The sequence below is a fragment of the Blastocatellia bacterium genome (genome assembly GCA_016713405.1).
GTDB lineage: Bacteria > Acidobacteriota > Blastocatellia > Chloracidobacteriales > JADJPF01 > JADJPF01.
Genome location: JADJPF010000027.1, coordinates 12,778 through 35,574 on the forward strand (window position 1 = coordinate 12,778; position 22,797 = coordinate 35,574).

Sequence of the window (22,797 nt, forward strand, 5' to 3'; positions counted from 1 at the left end):
TAAGATGGCACTTACACAACGCAAGCAAAAGTAGGAATAATTGACGTGGCATGCTGCGGGTTAAGACAGCGCGCCCGGCGTAGCTAAGCTTGAACCTACAAGGAAAAGCGTAGGAATAATTGACGTGGCATGCTGCGGGTTAAGACTAAACCATTTCCTTTATGCCGTTTATCTGGATGACATTTTGGTAGGAATAATTGACGTGGCATGCTGCGGGTTAAGACATTATTTAGTAAACAGAATTTTACCAGATGCAATCCGCGTAGGAATAATTGACGTGGCATGCTGCGGGTTAAGACTGATTCATTTTCCGTTTACCTCGAAATAGGGCCAACTCGTAGTATGTAGGAATAATTGACGTGGCATGCTGCGGGTTAAGACAAATTACCCCTACATATCAGAGAGCAAATTGTAATCGAATTGTAGGAATAATTGACGTGGCATGCTGCGGGTTAAGACTTTAATAATTCACTTTCTACATAAAAACTACTCAAGTAGGAATAATTGACGTGGCATGCTGCGGGTTAAGACATCTATTGTATGTGCAATTAGAATTAATCAGAAGTGAGTTTGTAGGAATAATTGACGTGGCAGAGGGTATTCAGCAAAAAAAGCTGAATAGTTGAGAATAAAGAAGATAGGTATGTACGGAAAGATTTATCCTAAAAAATGCGTAAGATTAATAGGATAAATTGATAAAATCAGAGAGAAAAGCCAACCAAAAAATCAAAAATGCAAAGACAAAAAGCTAGCAAGTAAAAAGACAAGAAAAAAAGGCAAAGCTACGCAACCAAGCCAAAAAAGCTAGAAAAAGTAAAATTAAAAACTAAAAAACTTAAGCAGCTAAAAAAGAAGCAATAAGTTTTAAGGTATCAGAACCAACAGTTTTTTTACGATCGGCCAACCAAGCCTTGGAATGTTCAAGAATAGCAACAAGATAGAGACGAACAAAAAATGAGAAGCAGAACGACAAGGGCGGTTAGCAAGTTTATGAACAACTTTTTTGGTAGAGTTGGAACGCTCACAACCAGTGCGAAGATTCATAAGGAGTTTATACTCAGGAGAATGACGGGAAATATCAGGATAAAGACGTAAGTCATCAGAGGAACGAATATAAACAACCGGCCCCATTTGGGAGTCAGGCTGACAAAGAGAACCTTGAGGACACTCTTGAGAGTGAGTCTTAAAAACAGCTTTTCTATCAATATAAACAGGACGCTTAATGGGACAATGGTAATAAATTCTACCATCACCACGCTTACCATTATAACGCATTTCTAAGCCAGCAGGACAAAGAGGAATGCCTTTTTCATTAACAAGTTTAGCAGTGCCAGTAGGCTTAGGGAACGTACCAGAACGGGGATTAAGGGCAATAACAGGTTTAATATGGTTAGCTTTAAGATACTGATAAATGCCTAAGCCATCGTGACCAGAATCATAGCTCATAGAGTAAATGTTCACGGGTAAAGTATGTGAAGAAAACATCTTAGGCATAGAATCCAGACTTTTCATAGACAGAGTAAAATCACTCTCGGAAGCAGGCCCCATAGTTATATGTAAGGGTAAATCATGACCAGAAACAGAAACTGTATGTTGATAAAAAGTGTGACCAAAGTAGTATGTTTGACGATAAGAATCATATCCCCAATCTGCTGTTTGGTCTAAATAAATACGGTCGCATTTACATTTATAGATTCCTTTTGAACGACAGTCGCAAGTTGGCTTTCCATCGCAGTTTGCACCTGTTTCTAGTGCTGAACCATCTCCTAGTTCTAACAGGGATTGAAATTCTTGTTTATACAAAAATAAGTGCCAACTTAAGCTAAATTTTGCAAGCTTAAGTTGGCACTTATTATATTTAAACCTAACGAAAATAAGTAATTTATAGTTATTTCTAAGGTTTGTTAGGAAAATTTTTTAATTTTAATCGTGCTGCCATCTTATCGCTCATATCAATCATTGAAGCAGCGTTGATTGCAGCAGCAATACAAATGGTTTCGCTGATTTCCTCTTTTGTTGCCCCTAATGCCATAGCCTTTTTCATATGTCCATCTAAACAACCATCACATTTTGCTACAAGTGAAGCAGCAATAGAAATTAACTCTTGAACCTTTGGGTCTAATATTCGGCGTTCTGGCGTATAGTAAAGCTCCTTATAATAAGCTCCGTAAACGCGCTTCATTCTTGGCTCTAACATTGAGTAAGAGTCCGCCGACTCATCTTCCATAGGAATTAATTGATCTGTTTCACCATTAGCATTTGATTTAGGTTTTGGGTCATCCATTTAGATTTCTCCTAGGTTGTTTAACTTTATTAATTAACAGTAAGTTTATCTGTGAAAGTACGATCTCCATAATGTAGACCAATATTTACATCTGATCCGCTAGCTGTAAGGTCTATTTTTAGAGATTTTAACATTGGCGCACCTTTATCAAAACGAATTGCTCGACTAGTAACAACTTGAATGTCTTCAGGTGTTTCTGTGAAAACGTCACCATTAACTAAGAAAGTTTTCTTATCTGCCGGAAGTTTAACAGAAGCTAAAGAAATGGACATTTGAGGATTTTTTTCATTCTTAGGAGTAATATATAAAATATAGTCTCCTGGTGTAATGGATTTACCTTGGTAATTAGCCGCAGTATTTACTTTTATATGTGCAAAAGGCCAAGTGCGGTTGCTATAGTAATCATTTCCACCATCTTCTATAAAGCTAAAGGTTTGCTGACCCCAAGGCATATTTAAGTAAAATAGTTCAACAGCTTTTTTCTTTGCGCCAACATTTACGGCAAGAGTTTGGATTCTGGTTAATGATCGAGGATCAGCAGGTTTAGATGACATAGTGTTACCTGATTTTTTACGTCGTCTTTTTTGTTGACCAAAGGCATCATCAACAAGTGTAAAACTGCTTAAGAATAAACATACTGTGACACTAAGAGTTACTACTAGAGAATAAAATTTTTTGTTTTGCATAAAGCTCCTAATATTTGATTTGATTTTAAGTAAAAATTTTTTGAATTTTATCTTTTCTAATTGCTCAAATAAAACCTAGCTTGCTAGTTTTTGTCTAATGTAGCTAGGAAATCTGTCAAAGTTTTTATATAAACCGCTCGTTCGGTTTCATATGCTCTACCATGACTTGCACCGCTAACTAAATATTTGCTCTTTTTTGTGTTAATTGCAGCATTGTAAAGTGGTTCTAGTACGGTTTCCGTTGGCATACGTCTATCTTCTGTGCCACCAATAAAAAGAATTGGATAAGGAATTTTTCTTAAAGCAGCTAACAGATCAAAATGGCTTGGATTAAAATTCATTCGCCAAGCAGTCAAATATGTTAAAACAGGGGCAAAGGGCAAGACAGGTATTTTGGCTAATTTACAGTGATGATAAACCGTATGCTCAAAAGATAGAAAGCTACTTTCGGCAATAACAGCAATAATTTTTTCTGCTTGTGGACTATCTGCTAATTCTGCACTTGCCATCAATGTTGCTGCTGCACCCATTGAAACACCCATCAAGACAATTTTGTTTTCCGGTGCTTGCGCTACAGCGTAATTTAGCGCGGCTATGACATCATGACGTTCATAAAAACCTAGGCTAGAAAACTCTGCTTTACTTTTTCCATGACGACGCAGATCATAAAGTAAAACTCCGTAGCCTTGTTTCCAAAGGTCTATGCTACGATCCATCATTTCATAGCGAGATCTAAACATCCCATGTGTCATTACAAAAGTAATTTGTTGTGTGCTAGATGGTAAATACCAACCTACTAACTTGTTGCCATCAATAGACTTAAATTCTACCTCTTTATATTCAGCATTATATTTACTGGGAGTGTCGGTTCTTAATCGTTCGTCTGGGCGGCTTTGAGCTTTGGTTATAAGAAAACTTACTATCCAAGGCAAGACTAAAACAATAGTTAATATAATTGTTGCAGCGGCAGTAATTACACGCTTTAGCCAAATATTTCTCTTGATATAAACTGTTTTTCCTTCTAAATCTATGCCTTGAATGCTCAGCCAAGCCCCAACAGTTAAAACGCTACAGACTAAACATACTCCAGCTAGCCCAAATGAATTATAAATTTGCCCACAAATAGCAACCGTCAAAGCAATACCTATTTGTGAGGATGTATTACGTAAGGCTATATAGCTAGGTCGTTCATCGGCACTAACTATTTCTGTAACAAGTGCTTGAAGGGGAGCTATTCTTAAAGCTGCTAAAATGGAAACTATTGACATTAAAACAAATAGCGTGATGCTCCAATTAAATGTTGGCAGTACTAGCAAAAATAACGCCATAGCTTTACTGCTATAAACAATCATTTTTTGCTTACCTATTTTGTCAGAAAATATTCCTCCTAATGCTCCACCTGCTACGGCTGTAAACCCTACTAAAGCATAAACTAAGCCGATTTGATTGGTTTGTAAGAAAAATGCGTCTGATAGCCAAATGCCTAAATAAGTAACAAAGCCAACTAAGCCACCAGAAACAAAAAATGCTGCTAAAATCCCTCGTGTATTTGATTTAGAACGTGTTGCGAGCTTCCAAAGAGATTGCGAGGTAGGTTTTGTTTCTTCTATGTTTTCAGCAGATTTATTGATGTCTTTGTTAGGTAGTGGATAACGATAAACCAACACAGCAGCAACTAGAGTTGATATAAATGAGAATAAAAATAAGGTTCGCCAACCAAAAGCACCTGCTAAAAATGTTCCTAAAGGTACGCCAAGCACAGGTGCAAGAAAGTAGCAGACAGCTACACCACTCATTTGACGGCCACGTTTGGCATATTCGGCTGCATTGGCAATACCAGCAATTGTTAAAGCTGAAATCAGCCCACCAGCAAAACCATTAATTGTGCGACCAAGAAAAAATATTGTTGGGTGTGGAGCAAGCGCAGTAATAACGCTTGATGTTAGAAAGATCCCGCTTGCTACTAACAACCAGCGGTCTATCAAAATTTTGCTAGAGTATTTTGCTAGAACAATTGCAATAGTTGCAGCAGCCACAGCATAAGCTGAAACCGTGAAAGCAATAAAGGTTTTACTAGTGTTTAGGCCAAGTGCAATTTGTGGTGCAATAGCTGGCACTACGTGAGAATCACTTAATGCAGTTAGTAAAAGTAAACAAGCAGCAACAATTGCAGGAGTATAGTTTTTTTGTGTATTAGCTAAAGCCATAAAGCTATATTTGGGAATGTTGGAAATTTATTTTCAGTATTAATAGAAAAATTACCAACGTTCCCAAATCAAAAATAGTTTTAGTTGGACTTCATGAATTTGACTACTTCATCAACAAATTCCGAAGTTTTTTCAAAAATTGGCATATGTCCACAATCCTTAAAAACAACTAACTTAGAATTAGGGATAGCCTTATTAAATGCTTCACCATAAGCCAATGGAACAAGTTTGTCATACTCACCCCAAAGTATTAAAGTTGGGACATTGATGCGGTATAACCTATTGTGTAATTTAGGGTTATGTAAATAAGGATTCCATGCAAGTCTAGCTGTAGTTTCTAAAGCTTTTAGAACTAAAAACAAAAAATCTTCTGGCGGTTCATCTTGAACTAAAGCATGTGCAATATCTGAATTAGGGTCAAAGAAAACAAGTTCGCGTAATTCTGTTGGTTCTAGCCCAAACATTTCTGCCATTGGGGTATCTTTAAGCCAAATTCCAACAGCATCAACCAACACAATTTTCTTAAATCTCTCAGGCCATCGAACAGCTAATTCCATTGCTAACCAACCACCAAGCGATGTCCCCACAATATTAACTTTATCTAATTTAAGAGCGTCTAGAAATTCTAAATAATAAAATGTAAGGTCTTCAATATCATTAATTTGCTCAATTCCTGTAGATTCATGAAAACCTGGATGTGCTGGAGCAATCAAAGAAAAGTGTTTGGCTAATTCTTCATGAAAAGGTAGCGGAAAAGTTTCTCCACCTGCGCTATGTAAATAAAGTAGGGTTTCGCCTTCGCCACCTCTAATAACTTGGATCTTTTTGCCTCGCACATCTACAAAATCAATTGTTATATCAACTGGGTTTGTCATCAAAGAAAACTCCTCTTTAATTTTCTTGTGGAAAAGCTTGACGAAGTTTAGGCATTACTTCTGTAGCAAATAAGTTCATATTACGCATTGCTTTTTCATGTGGCATATCGCCAAATTGCATAATACTAAGTAAGTTGCCAAACCCTACATCATTTCCATATTTGATTAGCTTTTCGCATACAGTTTCAGGACTACCAACAATGGCATAGCCCCCAGCCAGAATTTCTTCCCAAGTTTCCACTTTTTCTAAGAAATTCTTTTGAGCATCGCCCCAAATCTTAGCCATAGATTTAGCTGAAGTATAACCAGGAGGAATAATAGTTAATCCTTTAAGTAATTTTTTGATGAAATACCAAAGATGCGGCTCAAATTCTTTGCGGGCTTGATCGTCAGTTTCTGCAACATAAATTGGCACTAACCAACCTAGCTGACTTGGTTTAGCTGTATAGCCATTTTTTTCTGTTGCTTCTCTAAAATAATTAAAATTTTTGCGAAATACATCAATATGAAAATAGGGGATACCCATAAAGGCATAACGCTTTTTAGCTACCCAATCCATTGTTTCTAAGCTTCCCGCGCCAGGTATCCAAATAGGCGGATGAGGTTGTTGCAAGGGTTTAGGCCAAGAATTTACATATTTCAACTTAAAATGCTTACCATAATGGCTAAATGGCCCATCTTCTGTACAAATCCGCATTATTAGCTCATGTGCTTCATAGAAGCGTTCACGAGCAAAACTTGGGTTAATTCCAAAAGAATAATATTCCGGGCCACCACCTACAACTTGACCAGAAATAATACGACCATTAGTAATTACATCTAGCATTGCTATTTCTTCTGCTACACGTTGTGGAGGGTCATAAAGTGGGAGAGCATTACCAATTATTGCAATTTTGATTTTTTCTGTCCTACGTGCTAGAGCAGCAGCAATAATATTTGGTGATGGCATATGTCCATAAGCCGTTTGATGATGCTCATTTACACAAACACCGTCAAATCCAAGCTTTTCTGCTGCTTCTAGTTGGTCTAGGTAGTCATTATAAACTTGATGACCTTTTTTTGGATCATAGAAACTATTTGAACACCAAATCCAAGAAGTTTTATGATGCTGCTCAAAATCTGCTGGCAAGTGGGGCCAAGGCATTAAATGAAAAAGAAAAAATTTCATAGAGCTTATCGTAATCTCCTTAACTATTAAAAGCTACATGGTAATCATTAATATCTACTTTGCTAGTTTTATAATTGTATACAAATGTTAAACCCGGCCAGTTGTTAGTATTTTTACCTGAAGCAGTTTTATACCAACTGGTACAACCAGCATTCCAAATTGATTGATTAAGTTGTGATTGTATTTCTTTGTTATAACTGCTTTGACGTTCTCTTTTTAGCTCTAAATAAGCAAGATTTTTTTCCTGTAGAAGTGCCATATAAGACATAATATATTGTGCTTGAGATTCCAACATATAAATAATTGAGTTATGACCAAGATTTGTGTTTGGGCCATACATAATAAATAAATTAGGAAATCCTGAAACCGTCATTCCTAAATAAGCTTCTGCTCCATCATGCCAGACTTGATTAAGATCTAGTCCACCGCGTCCAGTAATTTTCATTGGAGCTAAAAAGTCTGTACTCTGAAAACCTGTTCCATAAATAATTGTATCAACTGGGTAAAGATCTCCCTTGTCTGAAAGCACGCCTTCCGCCTTTATTTCCACTACATCATCTGTTAAAACAGCGACATTCTCTTTTGCTAGTGCTGGAAAATAATCATTAGAAATTAGTACACGTTTACAACCTATTGGATAATCTGGAGTTAAAATAGCTCTTAATTTAGGGTCTTTAATAGCTGTTTCCAAATTATGATGTGCAAGGTATTGCATAAGGCTATTAAATGGGTTGCCTTTTTGAAAACCAAAGTAATGTATTTCATGGGTAAGATAAATTTGTAGACGGTGTAGAGTTTGGAGTAAAGGAAAATCCTTAAAAAGTGTTTTTTCAAATGATGTATATGCACGGTCATATTTAGCCATTACCCAAGGTGGAGTGCGCTGGAATAAAATTACATGTTCGGCTTGTTTAACTACTTCTGGGACAAATTGAATGGCACTTGCTCCTGTACCAATAACAGCAACTTTTTTTCCTCTTAAATCATAGTCATGATTCCAGCGGGCAGAATGAAATTGCATTCCAGCAAAAGACTCTCTACCTTCAATTTTAGGGTAAGCAGGGCGGTTTAATTGTCCACAGGCTGACACTAAAATTTTAGTTGTAAATTCTTCTTCATTTGTAGTCTTAAAATGCCAAAGAGCCGTTTTTTCATCAAAAGTAATTTCTTGAATTTCTGTATTAAATCGAATATGTGGAGCAAGTCTATATTTATCAACACAATGCTGTAAATAGTCAAAAATTTCTGATTGCTGAGAATATTTTCTTGTCCAATCATATTTTGGTTCAAAAGAAAAGGAGTAAAGATGAGAAGGAACATCACAAGCCGCGCCAGGATAAGTATTATCTCGCCATGTTCCACCAACTTTATCTGCTTTTTCAAAAATCATAAAAGAGTTAATACCAGCTTTTTTAAGCTGTATAGCCATACATAAGCCACCAAACCCCGTGCCTATTATTGCTACTGTTAATGGTGCATAACCTTCTGAGTTTGTCATAAATTTATAAACTCTCCATCGTTTAAGATTTTTTTCTCCAGCTAAGACGCTAATATCAACTCTATTCAATATGTTTTGTTTGGCTTATTATATATCTATATCTTAGGTAAGTGTCATCTACCATTTACTATAAATAAAAGCTAATTGGCAGAAATTATTATATATTGCTAGACGTATATAAAAATCGAGAATAGAATAAGCATATGCTTAAGCATATATTAATTCTAAAAGTAAAATTTTAGGGTAAAGATTTATGAGCAAAGAAAAGAAAAAGTTTGATTTAGAGTTATTTTTTCGTGCTTTAGCAGATCGCACTAGATTAAGGTTACTTAATTTAATGCGTCAAGATGAGATATGTGTATGTTTTTTTGTTGATGTAATAGGGACAAATCAGCCAAAAATTTCACGTCATCTTGCTTATTTACGTCGTGCAGGAATTGTTACTGCTCGGCGGGATGGAAAATGGATGCACTATAAAATAGTGAAACCTGCAAATGAATGTGCAGCAAATATTTTAGAAAATCTTTTGGACGCTTTTGCTAAAGATAAAGAAATGCAGGCAGAACGGGAAGAATTAATAAATGCTTGTTGTACGGCGTTAGCACCTGTTCAATTGCAGGTAGCAAAAAAGGCTGAAGCCATTTATTTAATTGATTAACATATATGTCTACAGATATAGAAATTAAAGAAGAAAAACTTGATGCTATTTTTTTAGAACTGCCTATAGCAGGCATGACTTGTGCTGCTTGTGCGCAGTTGATAGAGAGACGACTTTCTAAAACCGCAGGTGTAAAAAAGGCTGGAGTAAATTTTGCTACACAACAAGCACAAGTGGAATTTATTCCCACTCTAACCAATAGGCAAGCCTTAAGCCAAGTGGTTGAAAAACTTGGCTATCAGGTTTTGGTAAATAAACCATCAGATGAGCCACAAGATTTACTTGCCATAGAACAAGCAAAAGAATACAGCACATTAAAAAGAAAATTTTTAATCGCGCTAGTTTTTACTCTACCTGTGTTTATTATTGCTATGTCACATGGAGAAATTGCTTGGTTAAATTTTGAAGGTGTGAACTATTTGCAGTTATTTCTTGTTACACCAGTAATATTTTATAGTGGTGAGCAATTTTTTCGTGGTGCGCTATCAGCATTAAAAAACTTTTCTGCTGATATGAATACTTTAATTACTGTGGGTACATCGTCGGCTTATTTTTATTCTTTAGCCGTGACACTTTTTCCTAAGTGGTTAGTTTCTACTCACCACATAAATAACCATCATAATCAACCAGTTTATTTTGAAGCTGCTAGTGTAATTATTACGTTAATTTTATTAGGTAGAATACTAGAATTAAGGGCTAAAACCCGTACAGGTGATGCTATTCGCTCATTAATTGGTTTGCAGCCAAAAACAGCCCGACTATTAAGAGCAGACCAGGAGATAGAAATCCTCGTGTCAGAAGTGCTAACAGGGGATTTACTAGTAGTTAGACCAGGAGAAAAAATTCCTGTGGATGGTAAAATTTGGCAAGGTAGCACTACGATTGATGAATCAATGTTAACTGGGGAAAGCTTACCTGTAGAAAAGAATGTGTCGGATAATGTTTTTGCTGGGACGATTAATAAAACAGGATTTTTTAAGTTTTATGCTACAAAAGTTGGTAAAGATACTGCTCTACAGCAAATTGTTAAACTAGTACAAACTGCACAAGGGTCAAAAGCTCCCATAGCGCGTTTAGCCGACAAAGTAAGTGGAATTTTTACGCCAGTAGTAATTTTAATAGCTTTAATAACTTTTGTAGTTTGGTTTATTTTATCGCCTGAAGAAACTCGCCTTGCATCAGCATTAAATAATTTTGTTGCAGTATTAATAATTGCTTGTCCTTGTGCTTTAGGTTTAGCAACACCTACAGCAATTATTGTTGGTACTGGAAAAGGAGCAAAAGCGGGAATTTTAATTAAAAATGGAGAGGTTTTAGAACAAGTCTGCAAAATTCAAACCATAGTTTTTGACAAAACTGGGACATTAACAACTGGAAAATTAGAACTAACAGACATTATTGCTGCTGATTGGATTAGCCAAACAGAGCTTTTAAGTCTGGCTGCAAGTGCTGAACAGGGAAGCGAACATCCTATTGGCAAAGCAATTGTTTTAGCTGCTCAAAATAAAAATTTATCTCTTTCTGAACCAAAGAATTTTAGTATTACTGCTGGACAAGGTGTTATTGCTAAAGTATCAAACCAAGAAATTTTGGTTGGTAATCAAAAATTTATGGAAAGCCAACAGGTAGACTTACTAGAGTTTAATAATTATGTTAAAGATTTAGCTAAACTTGGCAAAACGGCTATGTATATTGCTATTGATAAGCGTTTAGCAGGAGTTTTAGCACTAGCAGATCAGATCAAAGAAAATGCCTTATCAACAATCAAAGAACTAGAAAAACTTGGTTTAGAAATAGTGATGATGACAGGTGATAACCGTCAAACAGCTAAAATAGTTGGTGAAAAATTAGGTATTAAAACTATATTTAGTGAAGTGTTACCATCTGATAAGGCTAGTAAAATTAATGAGTTACAGCAGAAAAATAAAATTATTGCTATGGTAGGAGATGGCATTAATGATGCTCCTGCTTTGGCTCAAGCTAATGTTGGAATCGCTCTAGCAACAGGCTCAGACATTGCACTAGAAGCTTCAGATTTAACTTTAATTAAAGGTGATTTGCCTTCTGTAATAAAAGCCTTTAAACTTTCTCAAGCTACTGTGAAAGTAATAAAACAAAATCTATTTTGGGCATTTATTTATAATATTATTGGTATTCCCATTGCTGCTGGAGTGCTTTATCCATTAACAGGTTGGTTACTTTCTCCTATGATAGCTAGCCTAGCAATGTCACTTTCTAGTGTTTCTGTTGTTAGCAATAGTTTACGATTGAAAAATATTTCGCTTTTATAAAAGTTAGTTGTTAGAGTAAAAAATATAAGTATTTTATTTGCTAGTAGATAATAGTTTGGCTGCTCTCTTACTTGATAATCTAAGTAGCTTGGGTTATATTGCCAAATAACCCCTAAAACACAACTAAAATACCTATATATTAAGAATTTTATATTATAAAAATTTGCTTAGTATTAATTGTATTAAATGAGAGGCATAAAAGCATAATGTTACGGGCAATAATTTCTTTGATCTTTCTACTAGTTTTTGTTGGGCAAATACAAGCACAAACTAGAGAAAAAGCTTCTTTTACTTATAATTTGACACAAGGTTTTAACCTAGATCAAACTAAACCGCTAGCTTCAGAAGAGCCTTTTATTTTACCTCAAAGCTCTTTAGCTAAATTAAAAAGACAAATAATATTTCAACTTCTTCCATCAGATTTTTTTCCTTCAATAGAAAAAGAGACAGATAAATTTAAGCGTAAAGCCTTACGTTATGCTGTTGGATACTTTAGGGATTGTGAAATTCCCGGGTTAACAGGTTTTTATGATGTAATTTTAGGAATGCGCTTAGATACACGTGACGGGAAATTAGAGCTTAAATATTTTCGCACTGCAATAGTACTTAACCCGAGAGTAGTACAATTTCCTGAAGATCGTAGAGCTTTTGGTCTCTTAAAAGATTCAGATGGCACAGCAATGCTTTTTCTTTTTGAGAATAATCAACAGGAAGTAATTACTTATGAAGGATTATTTACAGATGATCCTCATACTAGTAATTTTATAGGTGCTGATGATGTAATTGGAGTTAGTACTGATAATAGTAGAGGGAAATTTGCTCTCTTTGTGCGTGGAGGTGTCAACCGAAGTAGTATATTTTTACTGCTAACGGATGGAAACCTAAAAGATTTTCAGTCTGTTGAATTAGTAAAAGACATAAAATCTTTTGACCAAGCCTTAATTTTTGAAATCCTACCATCACTTTTACCAAAAACCACAAATTAGTAGTTATAAGAGGTTGCACAAATGAGACAATGGAAATTATTAGTAGTAATTACATTTCTAGCTATTTTTAGTCTTCTAAATTTAAGTAAAACAAGTGCTAATACAGGTCAGCCTCCTTTAGCTAATACAGGCGCGCCAGGAGAACAACGCTGTCTTAGTTGTCATAATTCCTTTGCCATTGATAGTGGTAAAGGGCAAGTAGCAATTACAGGACTACCACGAGAATATGTTGCAGGTATGAAATATGACTTAACAGTCTTTTTAGCAGATACAGAGTCTTCTCGTTGGGGGTTTGAGCTAGTTATTTTAGATAGCAAAGGGGTTAGTGTTGGAACACTTGTTTCTGCTGATGAAACTTTTGCTACAGTAAGAAATCAAGCTGTTGGATCACATACTCGTAGCTATTTAGTACCTACGATTGCTGGTAATTTTACTGGGCGTATAGATGTAGCAATGTGGAACTTTTTCCTGGACAGCCCCACAACAAGATGTTGGAAATATAACTTTCCATCTAATTGGTGTAGCTGCTGATAGTGATGGAACTCCTCGCGGGGATGATGTCTATACTAATATTTATAACTTAAAATTATTTGTTCCAAAACCACCAGAACTAAACTTTATTAACCCTCCACGTGGCCCATCTACAGGTCAAACTAAAGTAACAATAGGAGGTCTAAACTTTAGACCTGGAGTAAAAGTATTTTTTGATGATCTTGAAACACCAGCAGACTTACTTAATGAAAGCACTATTGTTGTAAATACTCCACCCCATGATATTGGATTAGTGCCAATTAGAATTACTAATTCTGATGGAATGACAAATGTATTTCCTAATGCTTTTGAATATATTACACCACCTCCACAAGCCCCAACTATAAACTTTACTTCTCCTAGTAGCGGCCCAACTTCTGGAGGAACTGTAGTAAGAATTAGTGGAAGTAATTTTCAAAGAGGTTCTAGGGTTATTTGGAACAATCGAGAATTGACAGCTAATTTTATTGATACTAATTTTTTAATGATTTCTACTCCATTAAATAATCCGGGCCCGATACCAGTTGTAATAATTAATCCTGATGGACAAACAGCAGAATTAAATCCAGGCTTTATTTATGAAGGAATAGAACCACCACCAATTGTAAAATTAGCAGTACCAGAAAACATTATTAGTGCAGGTGGCGCACCAACAACTATTAGATGGACTATAGATAGTAATGGAACGCCTTTCCAAAGATTACTGCTTTCTACTGACGGGGGAAATAGTTTTCCAATCGTGCTAGCAAATAATTTAACAGCAAACATTAGCCACTTTAATTGGTTAGTACCAGAAGAGTTAGTAACAGAGCGAGCAAGGATTAGGTTAGAAGTTGTTCAACCAAATATAACTGTTTCAGATGAAATCAGACAAGACTTTAGAATAGTTGCCGCACCTAAAATAACTTTAATGACACCAGCTACAGCTAAAGCAGATAAGACAAAACTTACAGCAGAACTACGCGGAGAAGGCTTTCTTCAAGGTGCAGTTGTAGAAATGGATGGGGTAAAACTAAAAGTAGCCTCTATTACACCAACTGTAATTAAGTTGAAAAAAGTTCCTCATACCATTCCGGGCTATCATTTTGTCCGAGTTAAGAATCCAAATGGAGGGATTTCTAGAACATTTATATTTACTGTTGCACAATAATTTCTCTTATTGTTTTTGCAAAAACAGGAAACTTTGTAATATATTTCTTTGCCCAAGATTTAAGTTATTTAAGGAGATGGTGATGATTAAAAAACTCCTAACAGTTGTTTTTCTCGCAATGTTAACTTTAACTACAGTAGTGCCAGATGATGCTTTGGCAAAAGGTAAACGTAGAGCAGTGGCTAGTAAAAAAGCTAAGTCCAGAGGTGGGAAAAAAGCTGTTGCTCGTGGCAAGTCTAAAAAGTCTAGTAGTCGGGTAGCTAGAAATAGTCGTGGTAAAAAATCTAGACGTAGTAGAGGAGAATTTATTGCACGAGGGCCATCTGTATCCATTCCACCAGAAAGAGTTAGAGAAATACAAATAGCTCTAAAACGCGAAGGCTATTTTGCAGATGAACCTTCAGGACAATATGATAAAACTACCGTAGAAGCAATGACTAAATATCAACAAGATCATAATTTCCGAAAAACTGGTTACCCTACAGCAGAATCACTACAAAAACTTGGTTTAACCAGGCAAAGACGAGTAACAACAGGTGAACCAACTAATGAAAATAAAAGTAGTGTTGAGCTAGATAATAATTCTAATCCACCACAACAACCTATATCTAAATAACTAGTTTACTTGGTAGTTATGGAAAGTTTTTCGGTTACACAATTAGAAAATATTTTAGAAAAACGTACTAAGGGACTAATTGCAGATTGGGAATTAAAACCTGCTGCTGTATTAGTCCCAATGTTTTAAAGATGGTGAGTATCATTTGTTGTTTACTCGTCGGACAGATCATTTACGTAACCATCCTGGGCAAATTTCCTTTCCTGGAGGTCGTCAAGATCCTACAGATAGCTCCTTATTTGATACTGCCCTACGTGAATCAGAAGAAGAAATTGGGCTAAAACGTGAACATATTAGATTTCTAGGTGAGTTAGACGACATGATGACAAGCACTCAGTACCGAATTAGCCCTTTTGTTTGTATGATTCCTTATCCTTATGAATTTGTTATAAATAAAGAAGAAATTGCTTATCTAGTCGAAGTTCCATTAGCAAAATTTCTTGATCCTAAAATCTGTGAAATAAAACAATTTACTGTTTATAAAAACTACTTAGTGGATGTCTATTATTACCATATAGGTGAAGAACCAATTTGGGGAGCAACTGCTAGAATAGTTAAACATTTACTAGAATTAATCCAATCAACTTTAACTACAAAAAATAAAAGTCAGTAAAGTGTAAAAATCAAAGCTTATTGAAAGTAATTAGTTATGCTTAAAAAAGCTGCAAACATAAAAGATAATTTTGACTTTACCGAAAATGATATAAAAATCAAAATTGCTCAATTAGGAGGACTATTGATACTTTCCAATGGTTCTAGAGTTAAGGTTATTGACGCTAAAGAAATCCCTTATATAAAAGAAAAATTTGGTATAGAAAAATTCCTTAAAGTTCAACAATCACAACTGCAAGAATTATGGTCTGCTTATTCTTAATAATGGTTTATCAAGTTAAGGACTTAAATAAAGTGAGTTTGAGATAAGGAAAAGTAGAAGTCCTTTGTTAAAAAATAGATAATAAGAAGAAGAAACCGCAATCAATAAAGGAAATTATGGGGTGTATTGGTTTAGGAGAAATAAAGAATCAGCCAAAGCTAAGGCTAAACCGGTTGCTAAAGGCACTCCAGCCGCAGCATTAGCTAAAAAAGAAGCCCTAGCTACTGCTGAAAAATAATAGAAATTAAAAATTTCAACACAACATTTAATCTTGGCTATTAGATGTTGTGTTGGTTTTGGAAAATTTTAAGGTATCTCTTTCTAAAGAATTTTCACTTGTATCAAAATCTTCTTGATTAGTGCTTATTTCGCTAGTTATCCTATCAGTAACACCTAGTTTTATCATTTCAGAATTTAATAACTCTTCTATTTTTTCTAACAACTCTTCAGATGTAAAACGTAGATCAGGATTTTTTTCTAACATTCTTAAAACAAGCTTTTCTACTTCAATAGGAATTTTAGGATTTATTTCTCTAGGGTTTTGGGGCTGTTTTTCTAACTGTAAAGATATGGTTTCAAGTACACTGCTTGATGCAAAGGGTGAAACACCTGTTAGCATTTTATAAAAAACAACTCCTAAGCTATAAATATCAGCACGACCATCATAATTTTTATTTTGTATTCTCTCAGGTGCTAAATAATTAGGTGTCCCAAGTACCAAATTACCTACTGTCAAATTTTGCAATTCAGTATTTGTTTCATCACCAAAGATTTTAGCTACTCCAAAATCAAGAACTTTCACTACTTCGCCTTCTTTACCTTTATGCAAAAAAATATTATCTGGTTTTATATCTCTATGGATAATGCCTAAGCGATGGGCTGTTGCTAATACACTACAAACAGGAAGAAGTATTTCTAAAGAGCGAAGAACAGCGAGAGAAGCATTTTTAGTGATTTCTTTGCGAAGTGTACAGCCTTCTAAAAGTTCCATTGCTAGATAAGCAATATTTGTTGAAGAAATCCCAAAGTCTATTATGGAAAGGCTGTTGGGATGGTTTATTTTAGAAGCCGAAATACCTTCTAAACGAAAGCGTTCTAAAGCTTCAACGCTACTGTTAGTTTTAGAAGGATGAAAGACTTTTATTGCAATTAGGCGGTTTAGATTAAGTTGTGTTGCTTTATAAACAGCACCAAACCCGCCAGAGCCTATTTTTTCATCTAGTCTATATTTTCCATCCAATATTGTACCAGGCAAAACTTCAGTCAAAGCAGAAAAAACCATATCTGTACGCTTTTGAGCAAGTAGTAAAGCTTCTTTTTCTTTAGCTAGTTGTTCATTTCGTTTTTCAAGTTCTTTACGAAGTCTTGAAATAGTTAATTGATTTTCAATTCTGGCAATAACTTCTTCTGTTTGAAAAGGTTTGGTTATGTAATCAACTCCACCTACCTTAAATGCTTTAACTTTATCTAAAACATCATCTAAAGCACTAAGAAAAATTATAGGGATGGTGGAAGTTTTTGGGCTGGCTTTTAATTGCCCACACACTTGATAACCATCTAGGTCTGGCATATTAACATCTAAAATAATTAATTCTGGTAAAGCATTATTGATAGCAGATAAAGCTCTTTTGCCATTTGTTGCCATGCGGACTTTATAATTATTTTCTCTTAAGATCTTTTCCAGTAAATGTAAGTTATTGGCATTATCATCAACAATAAAAATATCCCCATTTATCATGCGAGAGTTCCTTCAAGTATTTCTAGTAGCTCGTCAAATTGGAAGTTTTTAACCATTTTAGCTATTTCATCTGCAAATTCTTTATCTAGTTTAGCAATTTTTCTAATTGTAACCTCAGCCGCTTGATTATCCCCAACATTAAGCGCGTCAGTTAATTCTTGTAAAAGTTCTATTGGCAAAAGCTTAAAACGTGTAAGGGTTAAAGTAGGTTTAAGATTTTCTAATCCTTTTAAGCTGTATAAATCTTCATCATATAGAAACTTTACTCCTAAATGTTGGGCTAACTTATCAAATATTGAAGACTCATAAAAAGGTTTAGCTATAAAATCATCACAACCAGCTTCAATAATGGCTTTTTGGTCATGTTCAAAGACGCTAGCTGTTAAAGCAATTATGATGGTTTTCTGGAGCTTTTCCAATTCTTCTTCTTTTCTAATATGTTTAATTGCTAAATAACCATCCATAACAGGCATATGAATATCCATCCAAATTAGATTTGGTTGGTAGCTTGACCACATTTTAATAGCTTCTTTACCGTCTTTAGCTTCATTTACTTCAAATCCAAAAGGTGTAAGCATTTTTACTAGTAATTTACGGTTTTCTACCTCATCATCTACAACAAGGATTTTATATTTAGGTTGTCCAGCCAATAAACTTATAACTTTACGCCTTTCAATAAGATTTTTGGCTTCTTTAGATAGAGGTAATTTTACATAAAAGCTAAAAATTGTTCCTTTACCAATTTGGCTTTTAACGCTTATTTCTCCATCCATTAGGTTTATAAAGTTTTTACTTAGCACTAAACCAAGCCCAGTACCTTCTTTAGATTTATGTCCGCTTTGAGTTTGAGCAAAAGCTTGAAATAAATTTCCTATTTCATTCTCACTAATTCCTTGTCCAGTGTCTTCAACCTCAAAACTAGCTATATCATCTTGCCAACTAACTCTAAGTTTTACTGTGCCTTTATCAGTAAATTTAATAGCATTTCCTAGTAGATTAATTAATATTTGACGTAGTTTTCCTTCATCTCCTAAAACATTTTCTGGCAAGCTTTTATCTAGTTCAAAAACTAGTTCTAAAGCTTTAGAATCCGCCTTAATTTTGATCATTTCTTCAATATTTTTTAAGAGTTGATAAAGATTAAAAGGCTGTTTATTAAGTGTAAGTTTACCTGCTTCAATTTTAGCTAGAGATAATACATCATTGATTAATGCTAATAAATGCTCTCCGCTTTTAAGTATAATTTTTAGATTTTCTATTTGCTTGTTATTAAAGGTTTTGTCTCGCTCCATTAGTTGAGCAAAGCCAAGTATTGCATTAAGAGGAGTTCTTAGTTCATGACTCATATTAGAGAAAAAGATTGTTTTAGCTCTATTTGCTTGCAACGCCTTTTTTTCTGATTCTATTGCAGCACTTTTAGCATCTAGGGCTGAAGCCTCAGAGATTTGCAAGAGTTTGACAAGACTTTTAAGTTCATCAACTTTTTCTGCTAACTCATCATTTTTATTGTTAAGTTCACGAGTTCTAATTTCAACTTTTTCTGTTAAAAGCCTATTACGACGTTTTAAGGTTTTAACACTTACTAAAAAAATAGCATATATCATTGCTCCACTAGCAGTTATGTAAAAAATATATGCCACCCGAGTTTGTGAAAAAGGGGTTTTTATACGAAAACTATAACTTGCTCCAACTTCATTCCAAATACCATCATTATTACAAGCAATAACTCTAAAGCAATAATCCCCTGGAGCAAGATTAGTATAATTTATTGTTCGCTCAGTTCTTTCTTTCCAATCTTGGTCATATCCTTCTAATTTACACTTAAAACGTACTTTTTTAGGAGCAATAAAACTTAAGGCGTTATAGTAGAAAATAAAATCCTTTTTGTCAGAATCCAATAGAGTTTCCTCTAAGTTGATGTTTTTACCATTAACTACTATTTTTTCTAATGTGATAGGAGGAGGGAGTTTGTTAACTTTGCTATGCAAAGGGTCAATCATTGTTATGCCTTTTATAGTTGCAAACCAAAGTCTTCCTTGAGTGTCTTTCCAAGCAGCAGGCTGAGTTCCTCCATTACATTGATTAGCGGGCATTCCATCAAATTTATTATAAGAGACACTATTAACAGATTTAACTAATTTTTTTTCATAATTTATAAGTTCTTTTTTTCCTACTTTATAAATACCTTTATTACAACTTATCCAAAAATTTTCATCGTCACTTTCTAGAATTTGAAACACTACATCATCAAATAAACCTTCTTTGGCTGTACAAGCATATAGTTTGTCGTTTTTAAGCCAAAGTAACCCTTTATTTGTTCCTATCCAAAGCCTATTTTCTTTGTCTTCATAAAAGCCAAATACAGTAAAATCTGTTGATCCATCTATAGGATGGTTATGATAACTAGAAATTTTACCTTGTTGCAAAAGGTTAAAGCCCGAACGGGTGCCTATCCAAACATTATTTTGTTTATCAATATGAATAGATCTAACAAAATCATCATTTAACCCATCTTTAGTTGTAAAAGAAGTAACAATATTATTTTTGATTAAGTAAACACCTTGACTATAAGTGCCAATCCAAATATTATCCTCTTGATCTACAACAATTACATTAACAATAGTTATTGGTAATTTATCCTTGAAATAAGGCTTGATTTTACCATCTTTAAGAAGATTTACTCCTCCATAAGTACCAAGCCATAAATTTCCTTTACTATCTTGGCAAATTGCTCTAATAGAATTATTAGATAACCCATCTTTAGTTGTATAAGTTCTTACTTTTCCATCTTTTAGAAAATTTAGACCTTCGCCGTCTGTTCCTATCCAAAAACCTCCAGATGAGTTTTCATAAATAGTACGGGTATTATTACTTGATAAGCCTTCTTTTGAAGTGTAATTAGTGAAAATACTATCTTTTAAATCTATTTAATCCAGAATTTGTGCCAACCCATAAATTTCCTTCAATATCTTCATATATTGAGCGAACACCATTTTGTGATAAACCTTCTTTACTAGAAAAGTTACTAAATTCATTATTCTTAATTCGCCAAAGTCCTTCGCTTATTGTTCCAAACCAAATACTACCGTCTTTATCCTCCATTATGCTGTCAACTTGTTTTCCAAAAGAAAGATTTCCAAAATAATAGTGACTAAAATGGCCTTCTTTAAGGTAATCTAGTCCATTAGTTGTACCAACCCAAATATTATTAAGTTTGTCTTGATAAAAAGTTGTGATTATGTCAGCACTTAACCCATCTTTGGTAGTGTAGAGGGTGATTTTATCGTTTTTTGCATAAATTAGCCCAATTCCAGTTGCAAACCAAAAATCACCAGATTTGTCTTGGTGTATTGTATTAACTCTAGTTTTAGATATAAAACTTGTTATAGGAGTATCAATAAACTTGCCATTTTTTAAGCAACTAATACCTGCTTCTGTTCCAACCCAAATATTTCCGCTTTTGTCTTCAAGAATGCTTCTAACAAGATTATTAACTAGGCCATTTTTAATATCATACCTAGTAAATTTACCATCCTTAAAAAACAGGATACCTTCTTGAGTTCCTATCCATAGATCACCATTATGATCTGTATATAAGGAAAATATATTATTACTTTTTATTTCTTCAGTATTGTTTTTATTAAAAGTGTAAAAGCTAACTCCATCAAAACGCACTAAGCCTTCATAGGTGGCAAGCCATATATAACCGTCTTTTGTTTGAGTAATGGAATGAATAGTATTTTGAGGTAACTCATCTTGCCAAACTTCATGCACATATTGAGTTAAAGCTTTATTTGGGTCTAAAGCAAAAGCAAAGCTACTAAAGCCTAATGTTATCAACAAATAACCAATTGTAAAAAATAAAATTTTCAATTTGGCTTGTAGCTTCATTTTTTAACACCTTAAAAATAAAAACCTGGGGCGAGCATTTCGGTCATTCGTTCAATATTGCGGATTTTTTGACTTTTCATCCAATTATTAGCAGTTTCAATTAATTCTGCTCCCTTTTTACTTTCAAGTAAGCTTCCCAAACGATATTGCACGGCTGCTTTATAAAGTAACATATTAAGTTCTTCAAAATGTTTTTCTGCTTGTGTTAATAAATTAATTGCTTGCTCTTTTTGATTGCGATTAAAGGCTACAGCAGCTAAAAGCAGTTTGGCAAAGGCTGTAGCTGTGCCAACTTTTTCTTTTAATAATTTATGGGCATCTTTTTCAATACTTGCTAAAACTGCTTTTGAATTATTAGAGGTTTTTAATGTTGCTAAAGCAGCACGGGCCCTTAGTTGAAGCATTTCTACTAAAGAATTTTGCACTTCTAAAAGTAACCCTTTAACCATTGGCGACCATTGGGCATTGATAATTTTAAGTGCAGTATTACCTTGACCAGAATAAATTTCTACTTGAACCTGTCCAAGTAAGGCCCAGTAATGTTGCAGGTGAAAACCTTCGTGTGACCATTTTTCTATAGCTTCCCACATATTTTTTCTTGCTTGATCTGGGTTATCTTCAATTATACAAGGCATATAGGAAAGAGCAGTTCCTAAACTAGTAATTGCATAAATATCGCCACGTTCATGAGCTTGCTTAACAATAGCTGGAAGACGTTCACAAAGCTTATTTAACTCACCTAAATAAAGTAAAGAGCGCAAGGAAAATAATTGGGAGTTATCTATTTCCCAATTTACCCCAGTACAATTTTGGCTGAAAATGCTTGTAGCTTGTTCTAAATGTTTATAGGCGTTTAGCCATTCACCAGCTAAAAAGGCAGCAATACCTGCCATCAAGGAAAATAAACCTTGAGCATGAGGAATATTTATTTTGTCAACTAGCTCTTTTGCTGTTTTCAAAAGCATTTCAGTTTGGGTTTTACCCCGGCTGCCAGTAGTTGAAGAAAAACCAGCTTCTAAAGTAAGAGCGCGAGCAACTCGGTAAGGTTCGCCAGCCGCTAAAGCTAATAACATATGTCTAGCTTGAAAATCTGCACCTCGAATAGTGTCAACTATTGCTAAACCTAGGGCTGCTGACCAGCAGGCATCTATTTTAAGTAACTGGCTAGCTGCAATTTCTGTTTCTGTTTTAGACTTGAAAATTAATCCTCTTAAACGAATTTGCAAACGTCTAAATAGTAAAGAAAGTAATGCTCGTTTTGGTGTTGGAGGAACTTTGATTCCCATAGAACCCATTACGGTTTCTAAAACTTTTAACCCTTCATCAATATGTCCACCTAAAAGA

General features: G+C 34.6%; 19 protein-coding genes, 1 pseudogene and 1 CRISPR repeat array (1 of these 21 only partly in view). Of the genes and pseudogenes, 8 read left to right on the plus strand and 12 right to left on the minus strand.

The annotated features are described in order from the left end of the window. A CRISPR array of direct repeats spans positions 1 to 609; the repeat unit is 37 nt; unit sequence GTAGGAATAATTGACGTGGCATGCTGCGGGTTAAGAC; it begins 437 nt to the left of the window's first position. Positions 610 to 864: 255 nt separating this feature from the next. The 7 genes from IPK14_25780 to IPK14_25810 all read right to left on the minus strand — a co-directional run bounded on the left by IPK14_25780 (position 865) and on the right by IPK14_25810 (position 8,718). After that, positions 865 to 1,803, minus strand: a complete 939-nt coding sequence (locus IPK14_25780; GenBank protein ID MBK7996654.1) for a hypothetical protein — start codon at positions 1,801 to 1,803, stop codon at positions 865 to 867. Between the two features lie 91 nt (positions 1,804 to 1,894). Continuing rightward, complete coding sequence (locus IPK14_25785; GenBank protein MBK7996655.1) at positions 1,895 to 2,284, minus strand: carboxymuconolactone decarboxylase family protein; 390 nt, start codon at positions 2,282 to 2,284, stop codon at positions 1,895 to 1,897. 29 nt (positions 2,285 to 2,313) lie between these two features. Continuing rightward, the gene (locus tag IPK14_25790) at positions 2,314 to 2,970 is read right to left on the minus strand and encodes a hypothetical protein (GenBank protein MBK7996656.1); all 657 of its coding nucleotides are present in this window, start codon (positions 2,968 to 2,970) and stop codon (positions 2,314 to 2,316) included. A gap of 83 nt (positions 2,971 to 3,053) precedes the next feature. After that, positions 3,054 to 5,177 carry an MFS transporter gene (locus IPK14_25795; GenBank protein ID MBK7996657.1) on the minus strand — a complete coding sequence of 708 codons (2,124 nt, stop codon included), beginning with the start codon at positions 5,175 to 5,177 and terminating at the stop codon, positions 3,054 to 3,056. 80 nt (positions 5,178 to 5,257) lie between these two features. Next, on the minus strand, positions 5,258 to 6,052 hold the full coding sequence (locus tag IPK14_25800; protein MBK7996658.1) for an alpha/beta hydrolase: 795 nt from the start codon (positions 6,050 to 6,052) through the stop codon (positions 5,258 to 5,260). A 16-nt stretch (positions 6,053 to 6,068) separates the two neighbouring features. Further along, positions 6,069 to 7,220 (minus strand): LLM class flavin-dependent oxidoreductase, encoded by a 1,152-nt coding sequence (locus IPK14_25805; GenBank protein MBK7996659.1) that lies wholly within the window; start codon positions 7,218 to 7,220, stop codon positions 6,069 to 6,071. Between the two features lie 19 nt (positions 7,221 to 7,239). Next, a complete protein-coding gene (locus IPK14_25810) occupies positions 7,240 to 8,718 on the minus strand; it encodes an NAD(P)/FAD-dependent oxidoreductase (GenBank protein MBK7996660.1) in 1,479 nt (492 codons plus the stop codon). 253 nt (positions 8,719 to 8,971) lie between these two features. Here IPK14_25810 and IPK14_25815 point away from each other — a divergent pair, with 253 nt between their 5' ends. The 8 genes from IPK14_25815 to IPK14_25850 all read left to right on the plus strand — a co-directional run bounded on the left by IPK14_25815 (position 8,972) and on the right by IPK14_25850 (position 15,824). Further along, a complete protein-coding gene (locus IPK14_25815) occupies positions 8,972 to 9,376 on the plus strand; it encodes a metalloregulator ArsR/SmtB family transcription factor (GenBank protein MBK7996661.1) in 405 nt (134 codons plus the stop codon). Between the two features lie 5 nt (positions 9,377 to 9,381). Further along, positions 9,382 to 11,667, plus strand: a complete 2,286-nt coding sequence (locus IPK14_25820) for a copper-translocating P-type ATPase (protein MBK7996662.1) — start codon at positions 9,382 to 9,384, stop codon at positions 11,665 to 11,667. Positions 11,668 to 11,873: 206 nt separating this feature from the next. Further along, the gene (locus IPK14_25825) at positions 11,874 to 12,653 is read left to right on the plus strand and encodes a hypothetical protein (protein MBK7996663.1); all 780 of its coding nucleotides are present in this window, start codon (positions 11,874 to 11,876) and stop codon (positions 12,651 to 12,653) included. Between the two features lie 21 nt (positions 12,654 to 12,674). Beyond that, positions 12,675 to 13,184 (plus strand): hypothetical protein, encoded by a 510-nt coding sequence (locus IPK14_25830; protein ID MBK7996664.1) that lies wholly within the window; start codon positions 12,675 to 12,677, stop codon positions 13,182 to 13,184. Positions 13,185 to 13,437: 253 nt separating this feature from the next. Next, a complete protein-coding gene (locus IPK14_25835; GenBank protein MBK7996665.1) occupies positions 13,438 to 14,334 on the plus strand; it encodes an IPT/TIG domain-containing protein in 897 nt (298 codons plus the stop codon). Positions 14,335 to 14,416: 82 nt separating this feature from the next. Next, positions 14,417 to 14,950 (plus strand): peptidoglycan-binding protein, encoded by a 534-nt coding sequence (locus tag IPK14_25840; protein MBK7996666.1) that lies wholly within the window; start codon positions 14,417 to 14,419, stop codon positions 14,948 to 14,950. Between the two features lie 145 nt (positions 14,951 to 15,095). Further along, complete coding sequence (locus tag IPK14_25845) at positions 15,096 to 15,563, plus strand: CoA pyrophosphatase (protein MBK7996667.1); 468 nt, start codon at positions 15,096 to 15,098, stop codon at positions 15,561 to 15,563. Positions 15,564 to 15,599: 36 nt separating this feature from the next. Continuing rightward, positions 15,600 to 15,824: a hypothetical protein gene (locus IPK14_25850; protein MBK7996668.1), complete on the plus strand. Its 225-nt coding sequence runs from the start codon at positions 15,600 to 15,602 to the stop codon at positions 15,822 to 15,824. 265 nt (positions 15,825 to 16,089) lie between these two features. Here the strand turns inward: IPK14_25850 and IPK14_25855 are convergent, their stop codons facing one another. From IPK14_25855 to IPK14_25875, 5 genes and pseudogenes are all read right to left on the minus strand, one after another. Further along, the gene (locus tag IPK14_25855; GenBank protein ID MBK7996669.1) at positions 16,090 to 17,562 is read right to left on the minus strand and encodes a protein kinase; all 1,473 of its coding nucleotides are present in this window, start codon (positions 17,560 to 17,562) and stop codon (positions 16,090 to 16,092) included. Then, positions 17,559 to 19,988 carry a response regulator gene (locus tag IPK14_25860; GenBank protein ID MBK7996670.1) on the minus strand — a complete coding sequence of 810 codons (2,430 nt, stop codon included), beginning with the start codon at positions 19,986 to 19,988 and terminating at the stop codon, positions 17,559 to 17,561. The genes IPK14_25855 and IPK14_25860 overlap by 4 nt, the downstream gene beginning before the upstream one ends. A gap of 15 nt (positions 19,989 to 20,003) precedes the next feature. Then, a pseudogene (locus tag IPK14_25865) lies at positions 20,004 to 20,300 on the minus strand (hypothetical protein). A gap of 172 nt (positions 20,301 to 20,472) precedes the next feature. Then, positions 20,473 to 21,453, minus strand: coding sequence for a hypothetical protein (locus IPK14_25870; GenBank protein MBK7996671.1), 981 nt, complete (start codon positions 21,451 to 21,453; stop codon positions 20,473 to 20,475). Between the two features lie 11 nt (positions 21,454 to 21,464). Next, positions 21,465 to 22,739: a hypothetical protein gene (locus IPK14_25875; protein MBK7996672.1), complete on the minus strand. Its 1,275-nt coding sequence runs from the start codon at positions 22,737 to 22,739 to the stop codon at positions 21,465 to 21,467. Between the last annotated feature and the right edge of the window lie 58 nt (positions 22,740 to 22,797).

Excerpts from the sequence above, each read along its gene's own strand:
- IPK14_25785 (MBK7996655.1), bottom strand. The coding sequence starts at position 2,284 with ATGGATGACCCAAAACCTAAATCAAATGCTAATGGTGAAACAGATCAA.
- IPK14_25790 (MBK7996656.1), bottom strand. The coding sequence starts at position 2,970 with ATGCAAAACAAAAAATTTTATTCTCTAGTAGTAACTCTTAGTGTCACA.
- IPK14_25795 (MBK7996657.1), bottom strand. The coding sequence starts at position 5,177 with ATGGCTTTAGCTAATACACAAAAAAACTATACTCCTGCAATTGTTGCT.
- IPK14_25800 (MBK7996658.1), bottom strand. The coding sequence starts at position 6,052 with ATGACAAACCCAGTTGATATAACAATTGATTTTGTAGATGTGCGAGGC.
- IPK14_25805 (MBK7996659.1), bottom strand. The coding sequence starts at position 7,220 with ATGAAATTTTTTCTTTTTCATTTAATGCCTTGGCCCCACTTGCCAGCA.
- IPK14_25810 (MBK7996660.1), bottom strand. The coding sequence starts at position 8,718 with ATGACAAACTCAGAAGGTTATGCACCATTAACAGTAGCAATAATAGGC.
- IPK14_25815 (MBK7996661.1), top strand. The coding sequence starts at position 8,972 with ATGAGCAAAGAAAAGAAAAAGTTTGATTTAGAGTTATTTTTTCGTGCT.
- IPK14_25820 (MBK7996662.1), top strand. The coding sequence starts at position 9,382 with ATGTCTACAGATATAGAAATTAAAGAAGAAAAACTTGATGCTATTTTT.
- IPK14_25825 (MBK7996663.1), top strand. The coding sequence starts at position 11,874 with ATGTTACGGGCAATAATTTCTTTGATCTTTCTACTAGTTTTTGTTGGG.
- IPK14_25830 (MBK7996664.1), top strand. The coding sequence starts at position 12,675 with ATGAGACAATGGAAATTATTAGTAGTAATTACATTTCTAGCTATTTTT.
- IPK14_25840 (MBK7996666.1), top strand. The coding sequence starts at position 14,417 with ATGATTAAAAAACTCCTAACAGTTGTTTTTCTCGCAATGTTAACTTTA.
- IPK14_25850 (MBK7996668.1), top strand. The coding sequence starts at position 15,600 with ATGCTTAAAAAAGCTGCAAACATAAAAGATAATTTTGACTTTACCGAA.
- IPK14_25855 (MBK7996669.1), bottom strand. The coding sequence starts at position 17,562 with ATGATAAATGGGGATATTTTTATTGTTGATGATAATGCCAATAACTTA.
- IPK14_25870 (MBK7996671.1), bottom strand. The coding sequence starts at position 21,453 with ATGAAGCTACAAGCCAAATTGAAAATTTTATTTTTTACAATTGGTTAT.
- IPK14_25875 (MBK7996672.1), bottom strand. The coding sequence starts at position 22,739 with ATGGGAATCAAAGTTCCTCCAACACCAAAACGAGCATTACTTTCTTTA.